The following is a 22,600-nucleotide window of genomic DNA, read 5'->3' as shown; positions in this document are numbered from 1 at the left end:
CGGTTTCCTTGATCTTGATCAAGCTTACCCCATCGGCAACGCCGATGTTTCCCGCTGGAAGGCGAGGGAGGTGTCGATGTCTCGTTGTGGCCAAATCCTGTTCGTGCTCGCGTTGCTGCTGGGCACTCCGATCGCCGCGATGGCGCAGACCGCCGAGAAGCCGCCTGCTCAGAGCAGTCAGGCGCAGCCGGCGAGCCCGGCTCAACCGGCCGACAAGCTGTTGAAGCCTGAGCAACTCGAGGCGCTGGTCGCGCCGATCGCGCTCTATCCGGATGAACTGCTCGCCAACGTGCTGGCGGCGTCGACTTACCCGCTGGAAGTTGTGCAGGCCGACCGCTGGCTCAAGGAGCGCAAGAACCTGAAGGGCGATGCGCTCAAGAAGGAGGTCGACAAGCAGGCCTGGGACGACAGCATCAAGGCGCTCACCAGCACCGCCGATGTCCTGACGATGATGAGCGACAAACTCGAATGGATCAAAAGCCTGGGTGATGCCGTGCTCGCGCAGCAACCGGACGTGATGGACGCGATCCAGCGGCTGCGCACCAAGGCGTACGACAACAAGAAACTCGTCACCACCAAACAGCAGAAGGTCAGCGTTCAGACTCAGGAGAACAAGCAGGTGGTCGTGATCGAACAGGCTGAGCCGGATACGATCTACGTGCCGTATTACGATCCGGCCACCGTGTACGGAACTTGGCCCTACACGGAATATCCGCCCTACTATTTCGGGTATCCGTCTTATATCGGTGCAGGCGTGATCGCAGCTGGCGTTGCCTTTGGGGCAGGATGGGCGATCGGGCGCTGGGGCAATTACTGGGGCGGCGGCTGCAACTGGGGCAACCGCAACCTCTACGTCAACCACTACAACAGGATCAACAACGTCGGAAACAACTGGCAGCACAATCCGGCGCATCGCCAGGGGGTACGATACAATAACACAAACGTTCAGCAGCGTTTCGGTAACAACAATCTGAAGGCCGGTGCTGCTGATCGAATGGATTTCCGCGGCCGTGATGGACAGCAAGTGCTCAAGGATCGTGCCGGTGTCGCTGATCGCGCCGGGGATCGTGGCGGAGATCGGGCCGCGGATCGCGGTGGCGATCGCGCGGGCGCACGCGACGGCTCCGGGAGCGGTGATCGCGCCAACCGCTCGAGCACGGCAGATCGCGCTAAGGCAAGCGGCAAGGGGTCTCCCAAGGGGGGCGGCAAAGCTGCTACCAAAGGCGGTGCAGATCGCGCGAGGGCTGCCAGCAATGCTGGCAATGCGGCGCGCCGCGGCGGCGAAAATCGCGGCGGCGCCATGAACGTGTCGTCGGGCAGGGCGGCTGCCGCCGCCTCAGCCCGCGGTCAAGCCAGCATGGGCGCCCGTGGCGGCGGCGGGGCGAGCTTCGCCGGGCGTGGAGGTGGCGGCGGTGGCGCCATGCGTGGTGGCGGTGGTTTCGGTGGTGGGGGCGGACGTGGCGGAGGCGGTGGAGGACGGCGGTCCGACATTGCGCTGAAGCATGACATCGTCCTGCTCGGGCGTCTCGCCAACGGCCTCGGCTTCTATCGCTTCAGCTATCTTGGCAGCCAGAAGACCTATGTCGGCGTCATAGCGCAGGAAGTGGAAGGCGTGATGCCGCAGGCTGTGACCCGCGGCCGCGACGGCTACTTGCGTGTCTATTATGAAAGGCTCGGATTGAAGCTGCGTAGCTACAGAGACTGGCTCGCAGACGGTGCAAGGATTCCCGCGGAGATGACACCATGATCATTTTGAGGTCGCTCCATCGCGCAGCTTTGCCGGGCATCATGGCGCTTGCACTGCTGACATCTGCGTCCCGGGCGCAGCAGGCCTATCCGTCGCCGGAGGATGCCGTGGCCGCGCTGGCTGCGGCAGTCAAGAGCGGCACGAACCGGGCAGTCTTGAAAGTGCTCGGCAACGCTGCCGAGGACCTCGTTGCTTCCGGCGACGAGGTTGCAGATGCCGAGACGCGCCGAAGCTTTGCCTCTGCCTATGATGCCAGACATTCCGTCAAGACGGATGGCAATAAAAAAGCCACGCTCGTTCTCGGCTCCGATGACTTCCCGTTCCCGATTCCGCTCGTCAACACCAAGAACGGTTGGGAGTTCGACACGGAGGCAGGCCGTATCGAGATTCTCTATCGCCGCATCGGCCGTAATGAGTTGGACGCGATCAAGACCTGCCTTGCCTTCGTCGATGCCGAGAATGAATATGCCGACAAGGATCGCGGCGACGGCGCGGGCGTCTATGCGCAACGCATCGTCAGCAGTTCCGGCAAGAAGGACGGCTTGTTCTGGCGCGACGACCGCGACCCGAGCCCGCTCGGCGAACTGGCGGCGCAGGCATCAAACGAAGGCTACAAGGTCGACGGGCAAGGGGCGCCCTATCACGGATATTATTTCCGGATATTGAAGGGGCAGGGCTCCGATGCGCCGGGCGGCGCGCTCTACTACGTCGTCAGAGGCAAGATGATCGGCGGCTTCGCGCTGATCGCCTATCCTGCCGAATATGGCAACTCCGGCGTGATGACCTTCCTGGTCAATCATGCCGGTACCGTTTACCAGCGGGATCTGGGAAAGCACACTGGGATCATCGCCAAGCGGATCATGCTGTTCGATCCGGACCAGACTTGGAGGAAAGTCGATGCCACGAAACCCTGAGGGCAGGCAGACTGTCCTGCGGACATGCTTCACCGGTTTTGCGGCGATCGCATCTTTTGCGTTCGCCGTGCCCGTGACGCCGTCCTTCGCTCAGGCCCCCGCCTTTGTCCAGCTCAAGATCGTAAAAGCGGGCTTGCTCGTGGGTGCAGGCGCGGGCAGCGGCGTGTTGAGCTATCGCGGCCGCAATTATCGCTTTCGCTGGTCTGGCATCAGCGTCGGTGTCACGGCCGGCGCGACTGTCGGCCGACTCGAGGGGTCGGCGTCAGGAATTCGAGAGATTTCCGATTTTGCCGGTACGTACAGTTCTGTCGGCGGTGGGGCATCACTCGTCGGCGGCGTTGGTGCCGTTCACCTGCGGAACGACAAGGGCGTCACGATGGAGCTGCGCGGTCCAAGGGGTGGCTGGGAGTTCGCCGCCAACTTGAGCACGATCACGATTTCAATGAACTGAACCGATTTTCACATCAGGGTGAACGCGATCTATGGCCGTGTACGTTGGGTACGTCATAGCCTCTCTCACTATCAGCGTTAGCATTGGCCTTGCCGTCCGACTGTCATAAGGCAGATCACAAACGCCGTGATGTTTGATCTCGCCAGCAACGATGGCGAGCACAGCGCGGTGCCCTTCGCCCTCATTGCGGGTGGCATGGCTGACGAACTGCCGAGCGTGCGCCGCCGATCCCCGCGAGGCCTGACGATCCGATGAACGTGGCCGTTGCCGAGTCGTAAAGCGCGACGACACGCGTGCTTGAAGCTTGCCCACAGGCGATTGCGCGACGAACCTGCGCTGCGGTTTCCGCTTCTGAATGGCCTCAGCGAGAAACTGAGCCTCATCGTCGCTGATTGCTCCAACGGGCCAGTGGCGGCGCCAGATTGCATCTAAAACGTTATCCAGCTCGTCGGGCGAGGTTGCGGAATTGATAGCTTCGTAGAGAGCCGCCGCAGCGGTCGAAAGGGCGTTCATTGGGCGGCCCTGGAAGCTGCTCGGCTGATGGCCGACCAAGCCTCGCGGCGCCTGCCAAAGCGCCCCCAGGGGCTGATCCAGTGCATCGTAGGCAGCGTACCGCTTTGCCGAGACGCGCTCGTTCCGCCCCCAGCCGCTGGCGGCCGAAATAGACGGAATGCTCGAGAGGCTCAATTCGGATTTGGGGTCGGCCTCAGAAACCCTTTGAATTTCAATGCTGGATGATTTTTCCCAAATCATCGGCTAAGTGTTTGATAACGCGAGGTTGATGCTCTCCCGCTAGGGAGCGCCAAATGTTCGCTTTTCCACGATATTGCACGACGCGCCTCCGTTCGCGAGCGTCCTCCTGCTCGATAGCTGATTGATCGCGCCGGCCCGTATCAGCTGAGTTTGGCGCTTGTGCTCATTCGCGGTCCCGGCGACGGAGCTTTGAGCATCCGCGTCGCCTCCCTTGGCGGGCAGTTCGGCCCGTAAATCAAGCGGCGAGCGTCCCTCGTTTCCGCTATGATCAAGCCATGACGATCGGGATTACCGGACCCGGCCCGAAGGTACCACGGCAAAGTGGCGTGGTCAGGCTGATCGTTGCGGCCGTCGTCATCACGATTTGCCTTATCCTGCTCTCCTTCGCGAGCGACTTCCTGGTCGATTGGCTTTGGTTTTCCTCGATCGGCTATCTTGAGGTTTTCCTGACGGCGATTGGCGCCAAGGCGACCGTCTTTTTCGCCGTCTTGGCGGCGACCGCCGTCGTCCTCTGGCTGAACGGAGTGCTGGCGGCGCGGTTTGCCATGCAGCCGCCGCGACAGATTCCGGCCGCCCCGTGGAAGGTGGCGGGTGTTACGTCGCCGCCCGATCTGTCCGTATTGCTGCGCGATCGACTAACACGGCCGTGGTTTATCGCGCTCGGTGCGGGTTTGCTCGCGGTGTTGGTTGCCGCAGGCGAAGCCGGCAACTGGGGCATCTTCCTGCAGTTTCTCTACCATGTGCCCTATGGCGCGGAGGATCCGCTCTACAACAGGGACATCGGCTTCTATCTCTTTGCGCTACCCGCTTATCTCGCGATCAAGAACTGGATGCTGCTCGCAATCGTCCTGAGTGCGCTGTTTGCCGGAGCGATCTACTGGGCGCGCGGCGACATCGAGTACGATGTTCACAGCCGATCAATCTCGCCGACGGTCATCACACATGGCTCGGCGCTGGTTGGCCTTCTGTTCGCGGTGAAGGCCTGGTCCTATGGGCTCGACCGCTATCTGCTGCTCTACGGCGACAATGGTGTCGTGGTCGGGGCAAGCTACACCGATGTCCATCTGGGGCTGCCGGCTCTGTGGCTGATGATCGGGCTTTCGATTATCGCGGCGTTGATCGCATGGGCCAATTTGCGCGCCCGCACCTACCGGCTTCTTGCCGCCGGGTTCATCCTCGTCGGCGCCGGCTCTGTCGTGCTGTCGAGCCTCGTCCCTTCGCTGTTCCGGCACCTCGTCGTCAAACCGACGGAGTTGCAGCTGGAGAAGCCGTACATCGAACGCAACATCGCGCTCACCAGGCAGGCCTACAATCTCGACCGGATCGCAGCCAAGCCGTTTGCCGCCGAACAGCGGCTGACCTTCAAGACGCTGGAAGCCAACAAGGCCACCATCGACAATATCCGGCTCTGGGACTGGCTGCCGCTGTCGAATACCTACGCGCAACTGCAGGAGATCCGTACCTACTACAAATTCCACGATCTTGACGTCGATCGCTACTGGCTCGACGGCTCCTACCAGAGCGTGATGCTCTCGGCCCGCGAACTGCGGGCCTCCCTGCTGCCGGCAAACGCCCAGACGTGGGTCAATCGCCATGTGCTGTTTACGCACGGCAACGGCGCGGTGATGAGCCCGGTCACCCGCAAGAGCCCAGAAGGACTGCCGTTCTTCTATTTGCGCGATATTCCGCCCGTTGCGGACGGCGGTCCCAAGATCGAGGAACCGCGCATCTACTACGGCGAAGAGAGCGACGACTACGTCATCGTCAAGGCCAGCATCCCGGAGTTCGATTATCCGAAGGGGAAAGACAACGTCTATGCGGCCTATGACGGCAGTGGCGGTGTTCCGATCGGAGCATTGGGATGGAGAACGCTGTTCGCCTACTACTTCAATGACGCGAATCTGGTCCTCTCAAGCTACATCACGGCCGACAGCCGGATCATGATCCGGCGCAATATCACGGAACGGGTGCGCACGATCGCTCCATTCCTCAGGCTCGATCATGATCCCTATCTGGTCATCAGCAACGGGCGGCTGTTCTGGATACAGGACGCCTACACCACGAGCTCCTATTTCCCCTCCGCGCAGCCCGTGCCCGAGCTCGATCTCAACTACATCAGGAATTCGGTGAAAATTGTTGTCGATGCCTATAACGGGACGGTTGATTTCTATCTGATCGACCCACGCGACCCCATTGCAGCGACCTACCAGCGTATCTTTCCGAGCCTGTTCAAGCCGTTCACGGCCATGCCGGCGGATTTGCAGAAGCACATTCGCTATCCGGAAGATCTGTTCCTGATTCAGGCGCGGCTGTATCAGACCTACCACATGGAGCAGGCCGAAACTTTCTATAACCGAGAGGACTTCTGGCAGTTTCCGCGACAGCCGGGCGGCGATGGCACCTCGGTGATGACCCCCTATTACATCATCATGCGGCTGCCCGGCGAGCCTCAGGCCGAGTTCTTTCTGATGCTTCCCATGGTGCCGAGTCGTCGCGACAATATGATCGCGTGGCTCGCTGCGCGTTGCGACGCCCCCGACTACGGCAAACTGATCGTCTACGAATTCCCAAAGGACAAGCTTGTCTACGGGCCGTTTCAGATCGAGGCGCGGATCAACCAGAACACCGAGATCTCGCAACAACTCACGCTGTGGAATCAGATGGGCTCGCGGGTGATACGCGGTGCGAACCTGCTGGTGATCCCGATCGAGAACTCGATCCTTTATGTCTCGCCGCTCTATATGCGCGCCGAGCTTGGACACCTGCCGGAGCTGAAACGCGTGATCGCAGCCTACGGTGAGCATGTCGTGATGAAAGAGACGCTCGCTGATGCCCTGGCCGCGTTGTTCGCAGAGCCTGGTGCGGTGCCGGCCGTTTCAAACGCAACGGAAGCGGTGTCCCCTGCGGGCGGGGCGGCGAGCCCGGCGCAGCAGGCGCTCGATCGCTACAATCAGGCGGTGGAGCGATTGAAGGCCGGAGACTTGAAAGGTTTCGGCACGCAGTTCGATGCCCTGCGCGAGCCCCTGGAGGAAATGAACCGGCGCTCCGTCGGTCACTAATGGCGCGGGGGAATCGTGAGCGCGGAGCGTCGCGCGTTCCAGTTCAGGATCGCGCGAGCCCGTCGCCAGCAAGCATCGTCAAATCCAGCGGCGCCTGCCGCCAAAACCGCCCCCGATCAATCGCAGAATCAGCAGAAGCACAACGGCTCCGATGAAGGCGTTGATAATCAGGGCAACGATGCCGACACCAAGGTGAATACCGAGTTGCGGCATGAGCCAGTCGCCGATGAACGCACCGACCAGACCGACGAGCAGGTCGCCGATCAGGCCAAAGCCGCCGCCCGCCATGACCCTGCCTGCCAGCCAACCGGCCACGACGCCGACCACGAGGATGACGAGCAGGCCTTGATTGGAGAGATGCATGACGTTGCCTTCCCATAAGATGATCGTGAGTAATGCTGACTGCGACCAATGGTTCCATCACGGTTGACTGTTTCAGTTGCGCTCGGTCCTTCCAGCGCGTCCTCACGCTGCGACCAGGACCGGTTGCGCCGGCCGCCGTGTGATCGTCAGTGACAGCACGGCCGCGACGATGCCGGTTACGCCTGCGATCATGAAGGCCTGCAGATAATCGCCCTGGGCCGAGCGCATGAAGCCGGCGAAGAACGCGGCGCAGGCGGCGCCGAGCTGATGGCCTGCGACCACCCAGCCGAACACCAGCGGCGCGTTCTTGTCGCCGAACGCCTCGTTGGCGATGCGCACGGTCGGCGGCACGGTCGCGATCCAGTCGAGCCCGTAGAACACCGCGAATATCGACAGGCTGACCAGCGAGAAATCCGAGTAGGGCAGGTAGATCAGCGACAGCCCCCGCAGCCCGTAATAGAAGAACAGCAACTTGCGCGGATCGAAACGGTCGGTGAGCCAGCCCGACAAGGTGGTGCCGAACAGGTCGAAGAACCCCATCAGCGCGAGCAGGCTCGCCGCCTGCACCTCGACGATGCCATGGTCGCCGCAGAACGCGATCAGATGGGTGCCGACCAGCCCGTTGGTGGTGAAGCCGCAGATGAAGAAGGTGGCGAACAGGAACCAGAACGCCCGTGTCTTCGCGGCGCGCGCGAGGTTTGAGAATGCGGCGGTGAACGGGTTGCCTTGCACCGGCGGTGCGGCATGATCCTCATGCGGGCTGCCGAACGAGCGCAGGCCGACCGAGGCGGGCCGCTCGGGCACCAGGAAATACACCAGCGGAACGAGTGCCGCGCAGCACGCGGCCACCGTCAGCACCACCGGCTTCCAGCCGCCCCATTCCACCAGCGCCGCTAGGCCCGGCATGAAGATCAGCGTGCCGGTCGCGGTCGACGCCGTCAAAAGCCCCATGACGAGGCCGCGATTGGTGGTGAACCAGCGATTGACGATGGTGGCGCCGAGCACGTTGGCGACCGCGCCCGAGCCGATGCCGGAGAGCAGTCCCCAGCTCATGAACAATTGCCACGGCGCGGTCATGAAATAGCTGACGCCGGTCGAGGCCGACATCAGCACCAGCGCGCCCAGCACCGTGCGGCGGATGCCGAAGCGCTGCATCACGGCCGCCGCGAACGGGCCCGCGAGGCCGTAGAGGAAGATGCCGACCGCGGCCGACGACGAGATCACGCCCACATCCCAGCCGAACGCCTTTTGCAGCGGCAGCATCAGCACGCCCGGCGTTGAGCGCAGGCCGGCTGAGGCGAGCAGCGCGAGGAAGATCACGGCGACGACGACGAAGGCGTAGTTCTGGCCGAACGGCCGTCTCGAGGTGGCGGCGGGTTGAAAGGAGGCATCGGGCATGTTACTTACCGGTACGTGTTGCGATGCGGCGTGTATACGTACCGGTCAGTAACATTGTCAAGCGTGCCCAGCGCAGAATCTGGAGGGAGCCGTCATGAAGAAGACCGTCGAGCCGTCTGCGGAACGCCCCGTGCGCGCCGCCGACCGGATCCGCGCCTCCGCGCGCGAGCTGTTCTATCGCGAGGGCATCCGCGCCGTCGGCGTCGACGAGGTGGTCGACCGCGCCGGCGTCACCAAGCCGAGCCTCTATCGCAGCTTCGCATCCAAGGACGATCTCGCCGCCGCCTATATGCGCGATTACGACCTGGCGTTCTGGGAGGATTTCGAGAAGCCCGGCGGCAAATCCTATTCAGATGCGCGCGAGCACGTGCTCGCCTACATTCGTGACCTGTCGACGCGCGCGGTGCGCAAGGGCTATCGCGGCTGCGGCCTCAGCAATGCGACCGTGGAATATCCGGCGCGGGACAATCCCGCACGGCAGGTCGCCGAAGCCCACAAGAAGGTGTTTCGCAAGCGCCTGCGCGAGCTCGCGGCCGGCATGGGCGCGCGTCACCCCGCCGTGCTCGGCGATGCCCTGCTGCTGCTGATCGAAGGCATCTATGTCACCGGCCAGCAGTCGGAAGACGGACCGGCGCAGTCGGCGCTGACGGTTGCGAAGCTGCTGATCGATGCAAGCGTGGCGAAGGGGTGAGGGTGAGCGACTTGCTTGCTTCACCTCTCCCCATTGGGGAGAGGTCGATTTGCGAAGCAAATCGGGTGAGGGGGCACAGCTCCAACGAGAGACGTAGCCCCTCACCCGGCGCTGCGCGCCGACCTCTCCCAAGGGAGAGGTGAACCTCCGCTGCCGATGAAGCAACTGGCCGCTTCACGACCACCGTCGAAACACCAGGCTGGCGTTGACGCCGCCAAATCCAAAACCGTTCGAGATCGCGTGTTCGATCGGCATCGGCCGCGCGACGTTCACGACGAGGTCGATGCCCTGCGCCGCCGGGTCGGCGTTCTCCAGGTTGAGCGTGGGCGGCGCGACCTGATCGCGCAGCGCCAGGATCGTGAAGATCGCCTCGACGCCGCCGGCCGCCCCGAGCAGATGCCCTGTCGCCGACTTGGTCGCGCTGACGGCAACGCGCCCTTCGCGCCCGAACACGCGCTTGATGGCCGCGAGTTCGCTGAGATCGCCGACCGGCGTCGATGTCGAATGCGCGTTGAGATGCTGGATCTGGTCGGGCCGGAGCCCGGCCTGCCGCAGCGCCGCCTCCATGGCGCGCCGGGCCCCGTCGCCGTCTTCGGGACCTGCGGTGATGTGATAGGCGTCCGCCGTCGTGCCGTAGCCGACGAGCTCGGCGATCGGCCTGGCGCCGCGCCGCAGCGCGTGGTCGAGCTCCTCGATGACGAGCACGCCCGCGCCTTCGCCCATCACGAAGCCGTCCCGGTCGCGATCGAACGGCCGCGACGCCCGGGCCGGCGTGTCGTTGAACGACGTCGAAAGCGCCCGCGCCGCCGCAAAGCCGCCGAGGCTCACCGGATCGATGCAGGCCTCCGTGCCGCCGCAGATCGCAATGTCGGCCTCATCGGACCTGATCAGGCGCGCGGCATCGCCGATCGCCTGCACGCTCGCCGCGCAAGCGGTCACCGGCGCGCCGATCGGACCCTTGAAGCCGTATCGGATGCTGATGTGCCCGGCCGCGAGATTGGCCAGGAAGGAGGGAACGGTGAACGGCGACAGCCGGCGCAGCCCGCTCGTCTCCGCCGTGCGCACGGCCTCCGCGATCGCGGGAAACCCGCCGATCCCGGATGCGATCACGGTCGCGGTGCGCTCCTGCGCCCGCGCCTCGGCCGGCATCCAGCCGGCCTGCGCCACGGCTTCCGCCGCGGCCAGCAGCGCGAACAGGATGAACCGGTCCATCTTCTTTTGGTCCTTGCGCGGCGCCGCGGAATCAGGATCGAAGCCGCCCTCGGCATCCCCAGCCTTATCAGGGACCTGTCCTGCGACGCGCCCCGGCAGCGCGGCCGCCCACGCCGGCAATGCCGTAAGCCCGGACTGCCCCGCCAGCAGCCTCGACCAGACCAGTTCGGTGCCACAGCCCAGCGGGGACACCGTCCCCAGGCCCGTCACAACAATTCGCCGCATGGTTCTCCTGTCGCGCTCTTGCCGGTATGGCGGGGCCCTAAACCGCTAGGCCTTCGAGGGCAATTTAATAGATGATAGTCATCATCTATTATCTCGACCGGTCGAGCGTCAAGGGACTACGGCACGCTGTTCGCCGGGGGCTCGAGGCATCTGCTGGACGGGCCGGCAGTCGGAACAAGGCCGGTACAGTCGGCGGTCACGGTGGCAGAGCCTCTAGCGGTTCAAGAAAGCCCGACTAGACCAAAATCATCTGTAAATCATGGTTTTGTCTGCTGTCGGGCGGTAGCAGAGGCCCGGAAGTTTTTTGATGCGCGCGTTGATAGGACTAATTAGGACGACGCTGGTTGCGCTGAACTCAGAAGTGCGAGCTGGCCGGCTTCAAGAGGCCGTTGTCCGCGTCTTGAAACTCGATCGGCCGCATAAAAAATTGGACGACCTCCTATCAAGCCTTGGAATCCCAGCGATTCGCCTCTGGGTGGATGAAGATTGGTCGGCAGGCTCCAACGCGATTTGAGCGAATTGGGTTCATAAGTTTCGTCGAGGGAGCTAGTGCAGGTTGCGAAATCAGGCAAGTTCGCGCTCAATAGCTCCTTCAACGTTTGCTGGTGGCGGAATGGTCGAGTTTGTTAGTTTTTCGGCGCAGTCATTCGAGCGCATGATCCAAGCTTTGAGCGTGAATATTCTCGGTCCGGGAGTAGTTGTATTCGGCGCTGGGCCAGATGGCGGCCGTGAAGCTACCTTTGAGGGCACTGTGCCCTTTCCTAGTCGGGAGGATAGGTGGCAAGGCTACATAGTTGTCCAAGCGAAATGCAGAGAAGTCCCGAAGGGGGACGCTAGGGATGCGAGTTGGCTAATAAGCCAACTGAAGGCGGAGTTTGGAAAGTATCAAAAAAACAAGCGGCTTCGACGTCCAGAGTACTTGATCATCGCGACTAACATTACGCTCTCACCCGAAGCAAAAAACGGTGGAAGGGCGAAAGTCGACCGTTTGATTGAGCAATATCAAAAGAAGCTGAAATTTAAGGCCGCTGCGATATGGGCTGCAGATGATTTGAGGGCTCATCTGGAGAACGCTCGGGATGTGCGAATTTCGTATTCGGCTTGGCTTACGCCAGGAGATGTTCTTGCCGAATTGATTGATCTTGTTGCCCGTCCAAAGCTGAGGGATGTTCTTCCATTGGCGCTTGCTCGTGACCTCAGGCAAGAGCGTGATATTCGCCTCAGAGATGCCGGGCAGGAAACAGAGAAGCCAGTCTATCTACACGACCTCTTTGTCGATTTGCCTTTTGCGCATGAACCTCCGGCGGAAAAAGATGAGCCTGAGGAGAGCGACGAGGAGGAAGAGGACGAGGTGCCATTCGAGAATCCTGATGCGACCGAAGAGAGCTCACGGAAAATCGTGGCTGAAATCTTGCGACGGGCGGCCGACAAACTTGATAGCGAGTCCATCGCGTGTCGCTCCCGGTCCAACAAGGACCGGTGGTTTCCTCTGCCAAATAGAATTGTAATCCTAGGCGGCCCTGGACAAGGCAAATCAACCCTCGGACAATTTCTTGCACAGGTTGCCCGAGCTAGACTACTCTCACAGCATTCAAGCGCGCGGCTGAACCCGCAAACTGCCGACCTTATTCTGCCAGTTTTGGAAAGAGCGCGCATCGAAGGGCTGCCGCTGAACGGCCCTGCTCGTTTTCCAATCCGCGTAGACTTGCCTCTTTACGCGGATGCGTTGCAGAAGGCAGGGAGCGATGGCGTGAGCCTGGTCGCCTTTATGGCGACGCGACTCTCTCGCGACGTGGATCACGCTATAACGGCACACGATTTGCGCGACTGGCTGTCAGGTTGCCCCGCGCTAATTATCTTGGATGGTCTCGACGAGGTGCCACCGAGCGGGAACCGTGCCCAGCTTATTAAAAGTATTGATGGGCTTTGGGACGATTTGAGCTTGGCAAAGTCGGACGCTCTTGTCGTCGTCACGACGCGACCGCAGGGCTATAATGACGACCTAAGTTCGCGATATTGGCAACATTGGGAGCTTTCGCCACTAAGTGCGCAAAACGCGTTGAACTTTGCTCGGCGACTTTCGGAGGTTCGTCTATCTGACCCAGACAGACGGGAAGCTGTCTTAGCTGAGCTCACCCGTGCGGCAGACGACTCTTCGACAATGCTTTTGCTCACCACGCCACTTCAAGTGACCATTCTCTTCGGAATATCCCTTCTAAAGGGTGCCATACCACAGGATCGATGGGAGCTTTTCGAGCGCTACTACACCCTTCTTAGAGACAGAGAGGCTCAGAAAACGGGTCCCGACGCTCAGCTAATCCGTGACTACAAGAGGCAAATCGACACTGTACATTATCAAGCCGGATTTATTCTCCATGTGGTCTCCGAGGTCGCGGGCGCTGCGAATCCGCACCTATCAGTTGAGCAATTTAGAGCGCTAGTTGTTCGTTTGCTGTCCGACGAGGAATACACCCCAGATGAGATTTCGCACATTTCAGGCGAACTTGTTCGAATCGCAACGGAGAGGCTTGTTCTGCTCGCATGCCGTGTAGAAGGCCGAATCGCTTTCGACGTAAGATCGTTACAAGAATTTATGGCGGCAGCGCAGATCGCCGCGTTCTCAACAACAGTCGTGGTGCAACGTCTTCGGGCAATCGCGCTCAGCACTCACTGGCAGCATGTCTTTCGCATAGCTGCGAGTAAGATATTTTCAGTGGCGGAGCTCAGTCCTTTGCGTTCTGAGGTGGTCGCAATCTGTCATGCACTCGATAACGGCGACCAGGGAGAAGATGGTCGATTAGTGCGATCCGGAGCGAGGCTCGCGTTGGAGTTGTTGCACGATGGTCTGGCTCATACGGCTCCCGTTTTCCGTCGAAATCTCGTTCGTCGAGCGCTATCTGTATTAGATATCGGTCCGGATATGTTGGATCCTAGGCTGAAACTTCAACTGGTTCCTGGTACGGCAAACGTTTTCCACGAGGAAATAACTAGTCGACTCGTGCAAGGAGACACGCCCGCGGCGAAGGCCGCGTGGGCTCTCACGTCTGAGCTTCTCGATATCGATCCGGCCTTCTCAGAAGGCATTATGCTTGCTCACTGGCCTTCCGACCCCAACCGAGCTCTCCAGACCGTCCCCGTCGTGATCGGTACTTGGACCAGCAAGTTGATGGAGAAAGTCAAATCCTCCCAAGCGGAAGCTGGTCCGCAGGCGGCTCATCAATTCCTCGAACGCGTCGAATGGTATGATGAGGATGAGCCGCCAGGCGTCACTATGCAGAAGATGTTGCGCTTTTCTGTTCTTTCCCGGGGATTTGTGGATATTCATCACAGGGAGCGGATAACGATCCGTGATCGCGACAATCGAAATGTTTCGGTTTCGGTGTTCGTTCCTTTGAGCGAGGCACCGTCCTACGTGGTTAGCCCCGATCTGCAAGCCAGAGCGAATTGGGCGTCTCATTCGGCGCTTGCATTATTCGTTAGCAAGCCGTCCGCTTCATCACTTGCACGCATGCTCAGACAAGTGGCCTTCTGCGGTCGCGATGGGCTTCCGAACTACAGCTTGCCTTGGGTTTGCACCTCAATTTTTGAAGAATTGGAGGATGGAGTTTCGGTTGAGCTGTTGGCCCAGGAAGCTGAAGATGGGAAGTTCGGCGACCTTGATGACTGGAAGAAGGCAGAGGATAGGTGGACTAAACAAGGTGTCTATCCTAGCGATTTCGAGCCATGGGCAAGCGGACGATACTTCGATGCAACAATCGGCACAAAGGGGCTCGCTTATCTCAACGCATTGAGACATCAGGCGCGGGACAGGATTGCAGCCAACTACGAAGATTTTGCCGCGGTTTTACGCGGTATTCAGTCTGAGCAGAAGAGGATCAGATTGCTCGAAATTTTGATATCTTCTGTGCGTGGCATACCGGTTGATGCGGCTCCGCAGGGGGTGGGGGAGTTGGTAGAGGAAGCTGTTAGCCTGGCTGCTAGACAACAGCGCCAAGGAATAAGGTTGTTTAGTCTCCTGCTTAGGCTACCGGAGGTTTGGGAAAGAGAAAAATTCGTTGACCTTGCGGATGAGGCGGGGCTTCGGGGAGTCCGACATTCGGCTCCGACACCTTTGCTCGTGGCCGCGTTTAACCGCGATCCCCGTCGGAGAGGTCTACTCACATTTCTTCGCATCGGACTTGGAACAAGGTTTCAACCATCGTTATCTGGACTAGACGGATCGGCCTTCGTGGCCTTGCCGAGCGACCCTCAATCTGTGCGGAATGCAGTGGCGCAATTGCGGCTCGGTGTTGGCTCGTGGGGAGAGAAGGATGTGGCCGAGCTTCTCCGCGATCTGAATTGGGTGCCCGGAGCACTTCACATCTCTGGCGCTACAATTCGAAACATGCAGAAGCATCCCGACTATCGATCGCTTTGCGGGCGCTTTGCTCAAGGCCAATTGGAGAGCTTACCGTCCTGCGGGCGCCCCAAAGGCTCTTGGCCTATGATCTTGGAGCGCGTCCATCGCCGTTGGCCGTGCCGAGCAAGCGTAAGGAACTGGAACTACCGGATTTGGCAAGTGCTCCTTAGCGTACAGACCTCGAAACCGCTGCAAAGGATCGCGCCGCAAGCTGCATAAAGGTTAGGCGCAAACCGCTTACTTCATCCCCTCCAGCACCTTCCGCACTTCCACCAACAACACCCGCATCTGCCTCCGCTCTTCGATCGCATCTCTGCTGAACAGACCGTGCTTGCGCGCGTTCCGGTTTGCCCGTGGTGCCCCGGATCCCTTTGCGCCGCCGTGCATGCGGCAGCGCGTCCTGCCGTGCACCGCCGGCGCGCGGCACGCGCCGCCGGAGCGGGTTTTGGCGCCACAGCGCGGGCTCGCCAGCATCGGGCCGATCGTGCCGCTGTGACCGCTCATGCCTGCGCGTCCGGCCTGGCATCGGCGCAATCACGCCGTCGCCTGGAGCCCGTGGGCCTCAGTGCCCGCGCTGCGGGTGCCGGCGGCTTGTCCGATACGATCACGCTCGCATGCTGGGTGACGTTGCCGACGATGGCGTTGCCGCCGTCCTCCACCTTCACGTTCTGCACGGTGATGGCGGGCTCGCGCTGGCTGCGGTAGCGGGTCAGCGCGTCGATCTGGGCGGGAAACGTGCGGGTGAGCCGGCCGAGCGCCCGCGCGGCGCTGTCGTGCTGGGCGAGGTCGTCGGCATGCGCGAGGTGATGGGCGCAGCGCATCGCCATCACATGAACCGAAACCATCTGCGCCACCAGCATGGCCTCGACCGAATCCCGTGGGCCAATGCTCTTCACCATCGAGATCATGAAGGCGAGATTGACCTTGCACGCCTTGCCGCCGCTCACGCTGGCCTTGACCAATTGCCGCAGGATGCCCTCCATCGCGTCGCGATCGGCGACCCCCAGTGCGTTCGCCATCAGCGCTTCGCCGAGCTTCGGGTCGGGGTGGTCGATGGCGTATCCGCGCGGCGAGAGTTTGATCCGCGGGGTTGTGGCTGCCGGGGTCTGATCGGTTGCGGCCGCCGTCGTCGGCACGGTGATGTCGGGTGCAGTGGTCATGTCGCGTGTCCCTGGAACGCACGGCGCGCGCAGGCGATCGCTCGCTGCGGGCGCCGGTGCGATGTCAGTTGTGAGGAGGGGTTGGTCGCAAGCGCACCCGGCGCGCCCGCTGGTGCGGGCGAGGGGTGTTTGCACGATTTCGGAATATTGGAAAAATACCCCTGAGTTGCCCGACGTGTCAAGTTGCCTCGTCGAACGCGAGGACGCCGCCCGCGCCTTTGCATGGGGTTGTTTTCGATATTTTGGCGACGGGCCCTGCGGCGGGGCGTTCCGGCACCATCACCCGCAGTCATGCCGGCAAGGCACGGGGCGATAACCGGCCGGCGGGTACCGCGTGCCGATCGGATCATTATACTGGCCGGAACGTTGCGACCCAGGCGCGGCCTGACCGCCGGCCCGCGGATCAGGGACACTCGATGAGCGAAATCCGATGAGCGAAACCAAATGAGCGAAACCTTGGGCTACCCCGATCCCGGCCTCGATCTGTCCGATGGTTTCAGGCCGCACACCTCGCATTGGGGCGTGTTTTCGGCGCGGCTCGGCAAGGCGGGCCTCGAAGTCCGGCCCTATGGCGGCGATCCCGATCCGAACCGCATCATCAACAACTTCCCCGGTGCGCTGCGCCACCAGGCGCGCATCGCGCAGCCTGCGATCCGCCGCGGCTGGCTCGAGCGCGGTCCCGGGCCGGACGATCGGCGCGGCCGCGACGAATTCGTCCCGGTCAGCTGGGAGCAGGCGCTCGACCTGCTCGGCGGCGAGCTTGCGCGGATCCGCGACACGATCGGTCCCGGCGCGGTGTTCGGCGGCTCCTATGGCTGGTCGAGCGCGGGGCGCTTCCACCACGCGCAGAGCCAGGTGCATCGCTTTCTCAACATCGCGCTCGGCGGCTATGTGCGTTCGGTGAACAGCTATTCCTCGGGCGCGTCCTCGGTGCTGCTGCCGCAGATCCTGACCGGCTATGAGGACATCACCAAGCGCAACGTCACCTGGGAGCAGATCGCAGCCGAGACCGACATCGTGCTGGCGTTCGGCGGCATGGCGCTGAAGAACTCGATGGTGGCCGGCGGCTCGATCAGCAAGCATGTCGAGCGCGGGGCGATGGAGGCGGCGCAGCGGCGCGGCTGCAAGTTCATCCTGGTCAGCCCGCTGCGCGACGATCTACCTGTCGAGGCCGGCGCCGAATGGCTGACGGCCACGCCCGGCACCGACACCGCACTGATGCTCGGCATCGTCCACACCCTGGTCGGCGAAGGCCTGCACGATCAGGCGTTCCTCGATCGCTACACCGAGGGCTGGCCGGTGTTCCTGCGCTATCTCATGGGCGAGACCGACGGCGTGCCGAAGAGCGCCGAATGGGCCGCCGCGATCTGCGGCATCGATGCCGACACCATCAAGGCGCTGGCGCGCCGGCTCGCCGGCCGTCGCGCGCTGATCACCGTCTCGCATTCGCTGCAGCGCGCCGAGCACGGCGAGCAGCCGGTGTGGATGGGCATGGTGCTGGCGGCAGCGCTCGGCCAGATCGGCCTGCCCGGCGGCGGCTACGCCTATTCGCTCGGCGCGATCGGCTATTACGGCCGTCGCGTCAATGCCGTGCCCGGACCGACGCTGGGGCAAGGCCGCAACGGCGTCGCCGACTTCATTCCGGTGGCGCGCATCGCCGACATGCTGCTCAATCCCGGCACCACCTATCGCTACAATGGCGAGACGCGCACCTATCCGGATATCCGCCTCGTCTATTGGGCGGGCGGCAATCCGTTCCACCATCACCAGGACCTCAACCGCCTGCGCAAGGCGTTTGCGCGGCTCGATACGCTGGTGGTGCATGAGCTCGCATGGACCGCGACCGCGCGCCACGCCGACATCGTGCTGCCCTCGACCATGACGCTGGAGCGCGAGGACATCGGCTATTCCAGCAACGATCCCTTGATGGTCGCGATGCACCGGATCGCCGAGCCGTTCGGCCTCGCGCGCGACGACTACGAGATCTTCGCCGATCTCGCCGAACGGTTAGGGGCCCGCGAGCCCTTCACCGAGGGACGCACGTCGCGGCAATGGCTGGAACATCTCTACGAGCCGACCCGCAAGGCGCTCGCCGCGCGCGGGCTGGAGACGCCGAGTTTCGAGGAATTCTGGCAACGCGGCAGCCTGGTGGTGCCGCAACATCTCGACGACGGCGGCTCGCTGCGCCGCTTCCGCGAGGACCCGGTGGCGCGGCCGTTGCCGACACCGAGCGGGCGCATCGAGATCTTCTCGCAGAAGATCGCTAGCCACGGCGATGCGGATTGTCCGGGCCATCCGGTCTGGCTCGCGAAGACCGACACGCCGACATCGGGTGCGCCGTGCTTTCTCGTGGCCAACCAGCCGGTGACGCGCCTGCACAGCCAGCTCGACTTCGGCGGCCACTCGCAAGACGCCAAGCATCGCGGCCGCGAGGTCGCGCGCATGAACCCGCGCGATGCCAAGGCGCGCGGCATCGCCGACGGCGACATCATCCGCATCTTCAATGCGCGCGGCGCCTGCCTTGCCGCGGTGCACGTCACCGACGGCATTGCGCCCGGTGTGGTGCAGCTGCCGACCGGCGCCTGGTACGACCCGATGGACCCCGAGGAGGCGGCGCCGCTCTGCGTGCACGGCAATCCGAACGTGCTGACCCGTGACATCGGCACGTCATCTTTCGCGCAGGGCTGCACCGGCCAGCTCACGACCGTCGAGGTGGAGCGCTTCAACGGCAATTTGCCGCCGATCCGGGCGTTCGATCCGGCGTAACCGGGGGCACGGTCGATCACGAACAAATCATCGCTGGGCGCTGGATGGCGCCCGATCGTTCGGCTACCGCATCACCGGATCGCCCCTGATTGTTGGACATGCTGAGATGCACCTGAAAACCCTGCTTCATCTTGCCGTCGCGGCGACCGTCGCGCTCGGTTCGTCCAGCGCATCGGCGCAATCCGCCGCCGAACCGGCCTACGGCCCGGAATTGCAGGGTTTCGACTATCCCTATCCGGTGGAGCATTATCGCTTCAGCTCGCAGGGGCAGGAGCTCGACATGGCCTATCTCGACGTCAAGCCGGCGACGCCGAACGGGCAGACCGCGGTGCTGCTGCACGGCAAGAATTTCTGTGCCGCGACCTGGGACGGCACCATCAAGGCGCTCAGCGGCGCCGGCTATCGCGTGATCGCGATGGATCAGATCGGCTTCTGCAAGTCGAGCAAGCCGGAACGCTATCAGTTCACCTTCCAGCAGCTCGCCGGCAACAGCCGCGCGCTGCTGGCTTCGCTTGGGATTGAACACTCGATCATGGTCGGCCACTCGACCGGCGGCATGCTGGCGATGCGCTACGCGCTGATGTATCCGGAGGCCACCGACCGCCTGGTGCTGGTCGATCCGATCGGGCTCGAGGACTGGAAAGCCAAGGGCGTGCCGTGGCTCAGCCTCGACGGCTGGATGCAGCGCGAGGCCCGCGTCACCGCCGACAGCATCCGCGCCTATGAGCGCGCCACCTATTACGCCGACACCTGGGATCCGTCCTACGAGACCTGGGTGCAGATGCTGGCCGGCATGTATCGCGGGGAGGGCCGCGCCGCCGTGGCGTCGAGCTCGGCGCGGCTCTACGACATGATCGCGACCCAGCCGGTGTTCTACGAGTTCGAGCAGATCAAGCCGCCGACGCTGCTGTTCGTCGGCGACAAGGACACCACCGCGATCGGCAAGGACACCGCGCCGCCCGAGATCCGCAAGACGCTCGGCAATTATCCGGTGCTGGGCAACGCGGCCGCGAAGCGAATTCCGCATGCGCAGCTGATCGAATTCCCGGACCTCGGCCATTCGCCGCAGATCCAGGCGCCGGCGCGCTTCCACGCGGCGTTGCTCGGCTGGCTGCAGCATCCGGAAACCGGCGCTGCGCTGGTCAAATAAGGGGCGGTGGGACAAGCGGACGACATCATGACGACAGCCGAATTGGTCAGCGTGTTCACGGTGGATGGGCAGGGCGGCAATCCCTGTCCGGTCGTGGTCGATGCGAGCGGCATGAGCGCGTCCGAGATGCAGGACGTTGCCCGCCGCCATGGTCACGAATCCGGCTTCGTGTTGCCGGCGCAGAGTGACGATTTCGACGCCACGTTCCGCTTCTTCGTTCCGAACCACGAAATGGAGATGTGCGGCCACGCCACCATCGGTGCGCTCTGGCTGCTGGCGCGCCATAGGAAATTGCCCGGCGATACGATCCGGATCTCGACGCGCAGCGGTCCCGTCACCGGCTTCATCAGCCGGGATCGCAACGGCGAGCCCCGTGTCGAGATCACCCAGCCGGCGGGAAAAACCGTTCCGCTGACGGCAAGTCAACGCGATGACGTGCTTCAGGCGCTCGCGGTCGGGCCGGATGCGATCGGCCGGTCGACGCTCTGCAATGCGGTCACATCGCGGATCAAGACCCTGATCCCGATGCGCTCTCCGGAGGCGCTGAACGCGCTGGATCCCGCCGCCGAGGCCGTCGAAGCGGTCTGCGGCCGGATCGGATCGACCGGGCTCTATCCGTTCGCGGTGATCGACCGCGAGGCGCGTCTGTTCGAGGCGCGGCAATTCCCGCGCTCGTCGGGCTATCGCGAGGATGCCGCAACCGGCATTGCGGCCGCGGCGCTGGCGTTCGGCCTGCTCGACAACGGCCTGGTCGCGCCGAACGACGCGGAGATTCGCATCCTGCAGGGCCGGGCGATGGGGCGCCTGTCGGAGATTCGCGTCCGCATCGGTTTCGCCGGCGGCCGTCCAGTCGGCTGCCTGCTCGGCGGCAATGTCGTGCTGATGGCCGCGCCGTCACACTGAATGAGCTAGGTCGATTCCGCGGCGCGCTTGGCGCGCTCCCGCGCGCTGGCGTGCACTGGCGACGACTTCCGCGCGCCGGGGCCGGGATGCACATGGACCGCCTTCGCGCTCAGCGGCTCGCCGCATTCCGAGCAGACCATGACGGGGTCGAACATCTTCCCGCAGGTTTTGTGTTCGTGCAGCAACGGCCGGCCGCGCGCGTCGACCATGTGGACGTTGCCCCAGTGCACGATCGACATGATGATCGGATAGAGGTCGAGACCCTTCTGCGTCAGGATGTATTCGTAGCGCTTCGGCGCTTCCTGATAGGGGATCTTGCGCAGCACGCCGAACCGCACCAGCTTCTTCAGCCGGTCGGCGAGCAGATGCCGTGTGATTCCGAGCGATGCCTGGAAGTCATCGAACCGTCGGATGCGCAGGAAACATTCGCGCAGGATCAACAGGCTCCAGCGGTCGCCGATCACAGCGACGGTGCGGGCCAGCGAGCACGGCTCCTCTTCGAGGGTATCCCATTTCATCGGCGTCTCCTGCGATCTGCGACGGCATCGCACATAAAATTCTAAAACAGAACTGACGTCATTTCAATAGGATGCCCAGCCAATGGCTGCCGTACAGTCATTGGATGACAAATATCATATTGACAGTTCTAAAATAGAACTTATGGTCCGGGCCACGATCAACCGGCGGCAACAGGCGATTGCCGCCAAACGAAGGGAAGGGCGTTCCATGGCTGCTCCGCTCAAGGTCGAATTCCATTTCGATTTCGGAAGCCCCAACGCCTATCTCGCCGAGCTTGCGCTGCCCGGAATCGAGAAGCGCACCGGCGTCACGTTCGAATACATCCCGGTGCTGCTCGGCGGCGTCTACAAGGCGACCGGTAACATGTCGCCCGGCGAGTCGCTGCGCGGGATCAAGAACAAACCCGAATACAACGCGCTCGAGACCGAGCGCTTCCTGCGCCGCCACAACGTCACGAAGTTCACCATGAACCCGTTCTTTCCGGTGAACACGCTGGCGCTGATGCGCGGCGCGGTGGCCGCGCAGTTCGAAGGCGTGTTCGAGCCCTATTTCCGGGCGGCCTACAACCACATGTGGGTTGAACCCAAGAAGATGGACGACCCGCAGGTCTTCCGCGAGGCATTCCTGTCCTCGGGTCTCGACATCGATCGTCTGATCGCCCGCGCCCAGCAGGATGACGTCAAGAAGAAACTGATCGACAACACCAGCGACGCGGTCGCGCGGGGCTCGTTCGGATCGCCGACGTTCTATGTCGGCAACGAGATCTTCTTCGGCAAGGACAAGGTGCGCGAAGTCGAGGAAGAGATCGTCGCGCAGCTGGCTGCGGGCCAGCGCAAGACCGCCTGAGCGGAAAAGTCCTCAACACAACAAGCCCGAAGGGCTGCGACAGG

General features: G+C 62.6%; 17 protein-coding genes. 10 read left to right on the top strand and 7 right to left on the bottom strand.

Annotation, left to right across the window (positions count from 1 at the left end; genetic code table 11):
- The first annotated feature begins 76 nt into the window (after positions 1–76).
- The 3 genes from HU230_RS25140 to HU230_RS25130 are packed head-to-tail and all read left to right on the top strand — an operon-like array spanning position 77 to position 3,112.
- Positions 77–1,747, top strand: a complete 1,671-nt coding sequence (locus HU230_RS25140; protein ID WP_176534877.1) for a DUF3300 domain-containing protein — start codon at positions 77–79, stop codon at positions 1,745–1,747.
- Positions 1,744–2,661, top strand: coding sequence for a DUF2950 domain-containing protein (locus HU230_RS25135; protein ID WP_176529388.1), 918 nt, complete (start codon positions 1,744–1,746; stop codon positions 2,659–2,661). Before HU230_RS25140 ends, HU230_RS25135 begins: the two co-directional genes overlap by 4 nt.
- Complete coding sequence (locus HU230_RS25130; protein WP_176529389.1) at positions 2,645–3,112, top strand: hypothetical protein; 468 nt, start codon at positions 2,645–2,647, stop codon at positions 3,110–3,112. Before HU230_RS25135 ends, HU230_RS25130 begins: the two co-directional genes overlap by 17 nt.
- On the opposite strand, the gene HU230_RS25125 is transcribed toward HU230_RS25130, so the two are convergent.
- Entirely contained in the window at positions 3,101–3,865 is a 765-nt protein-coding gene (locus tag HU230_RS25125) for a hypothetical protein (RefSeq protein WP_176529390.1), read from the bottom strand. The two genes, HU230_RS25130 and HU230_RS25125, sit on opposite strands and share 12 nt — an antisense overlap.
- Before the next feature lie 275 nt (positions 3,866–4,140).
- Between HU230_RS25125 and HU230_RS25120 the strand changes: the two genes are divergently transcribed.
- Positions 4,141–6,924: a UPF0182 family membrane protein gene (locus HU230_RS25120; RefSeq protein ID WP_176529391.1), complete on the top strand. Its 2,784-nt coding sequence runs from the start codon at positions 4,141–4,143 to the stop codon at positions 6,922–6,924.
- 78 nt (positions 6,925–7,002) lie between these two features.
- Here HU230_RS25120 and HU230_RS25115 read toward each other — a convergent pair whose 3' ends face one another.
- Together HU230_RS25115 and HU230_RS25110 are read right to left on the bottom strand one after the other, a co-directional pair.
- Positions 7,003–7,287 (bottom strand): GlsB/YeaQ/YmgE family stress response membrane protein, encoded by a 285-nt coding sequence (locus HU230_RS25115; protein WP_173638417.1) that lies wholly within the window; start codon positions 7,285–7,287, stop codon positions 7,003–7,005.
- A gap of 102 nt (positions 7,288–7,389) precedes the next feature.
- The gene (locus tag HU230_RS25110; protein ID WP_176529392.1) at positions 7,390–8,685 is read right to left on the bottom strand and encodes an MFS transporter; all 1,296 of its coding nucleotides are present in this window, start codon (positions 8,683–8,685) and stop codon (positions 7,390–7,392) included.
- 94 nt (positions 8,686–8,779) lie between these two features.
- Between HU230_RS25110 and HU230_RS25105 the strand changes: the two genes are divergently transcribed.
- Positions 8,780–9,376 carry a TetR/AcrR family transcriptional regulator gene (locus tag HU230_RS25105; protein ID WP_176529393.1) on the top strand — a complete coding sequence of 199 codons (597 nt, stop codon included), beginning with the start codon at positions 8,780–8,782 and terminating at the stop codon, positions 9,374–9,376.
- 174 nt (positions 9,377–9,550) lie between these two features.
- Here HU230_RS25105 and fabF read toward each other — a convergent pair whose 3' ends face one another.
- Positions 9,551–10,813 (bottom strand): beta-ketoacyl-ACP synthase II, encoded by a 1,263-nt coding sequence (fabF, locus tag HU230_RS25100; RefSeq protein WP_176529394.1) that lies wholly within the window; start codon positions 10,811–10,813, stop codon positions 9,551–9,553.
- A 613-nt stretch (positions 10,814–11,426) separates the two neighbouring features.
- On the opposite strand from fabF, the gene HU230_RS25095 reads away from it, so the two are divergent.
- The gene (locus HU230_RS25095) at positions 11,427–15,431 is read left to right on the top strand and encodes an NACHT domain-containing protein (RefSeq protein WP_176529395.1); all 4,005 of its coding nucleotides are present in this window, start codon (positions 11,427–11,429) and stop codon (positions 15,429–15,431) included.
- 18 nt (positions 15,432–15,449) lie between these two features.
- Here HU230_RS25095 and HU230_RS25090 read toward each other — a convergent pair whose 3' ends face one another.
- A complete protein-coding gene (locus tag HU230_RS25090; RefSeq protein ID WP_176529396.1) occupies positions 15,450–15,716 on the bottom strand; it encodes an HGGxSTG domain-containing protein in 267 nt (88 codons plus the stop codon).
- A complete protein-coding gene (locus HU230_RS25085; RefSeq protein WP_176529397.1) occupies positions 15,713–16,372 on the bottom strand; it encodes a hypothetical protein in 660 nt (219 codons plus the stop codon). Before HU230_RS25085 ends, HU230_RS25090 begins: the two co-directional genes overlap by 4 nt.
- 444 nt (positions 16,373–16,816) lie before the next feature.
- Here HU230_RS25085 and HU230_RS25080 point away from each other — a divergent pair, with 444 nt between their 5' ends.
- The 3 genes from HU230_RS25080 (at position 16,817) to HU230_RS25070 (ending at position 21,191) form a co-directional block, all read left to right on the top strand.
- Entirely contained in the window at positions 16,817–19,138 is a 2,322-nt protein-coding gene (locus HU230_RS25080; RefSeq protein ID WP_176529398.1) for a molybdopterin guanine dinucleotide-containing S/N-oxide reductase, read from the top strand.
- 106 nt (positions 19,139–19,244) lie between these two features.
- The gene (locus tag HU230_RS25075) at positions 19,245–20,288 is read left to right on the top strand and encodes an alpha/beta fold hydrolase (protein WP_176529399.1); all 1,044 of its coding nucleotides are present in this window, start codon (positions 19,245–19,247) and stop codon (positions 20,286–20,288) included.
- Between the two features lie 27 nt (positions 20,289–20,315).
- Positions 20,316–21,191 carry a PhzF family phenazine biosynthesis protein gene (locus tag HU230_RS25070; RefSeq protein WP_176529400.1) on the top strand — a complete coding sequence of 292 codons (876 nt, stop codon included), beginning with the start codon at positions 20,316–20,318 and terminating at the stop codon, positions 21,189–21,191.
- Positions 21,192–21,196: 5 nt separating this feature from the next.
- Here the strand turns inward: HU230_RS25070 and HU230_RS25065 are convergent, their stop codons facing one another.
- A complete protein-coding gene (locus tag HU230_RS25065) occupies positions 21,197–21,709 on the bottom strand; it encodes a winged helix-turn-helix transcriptional regulator (RefSeq protein ID WP_176529401.1) in 513 nt (170 codons plus the stop codon).
- A gap of 208 nt (positions 21,710–21,917) precedes the next feature.
- On the opposite strand from HU230_RS25065, the gene HU230_RS25060 reads away from it, so the two are divergent.
- Complete coding sequence (locus tag HU230_RS25060) at positions 21,918–22,556, top strand: 2-hydroxychromene-2-carboxylate isomerase (protein ID WP_176529402.1); 639 nt, start codon at positions 21,918–21,920, stop codon at positions 22,554–22,556.
- The last annotated feature ends 44 nt before the right edge of the window (positions 22,557–22,600 follow it).

Source organism: Bradyrhizobium quebecense (assembly GCF_013373795.3).
GTDB lineage: Bacteria > Pseudomonadota > Alphaproteobacteria > Rhizobiales > Xanthobacteraceae > Bradyrhizobium > Bradyrhizobium quebecense.
Note: the sequence above shows the minus strand (reverse complement) of the source record. Positions and strands in the feature narration are given on the sequence as shown.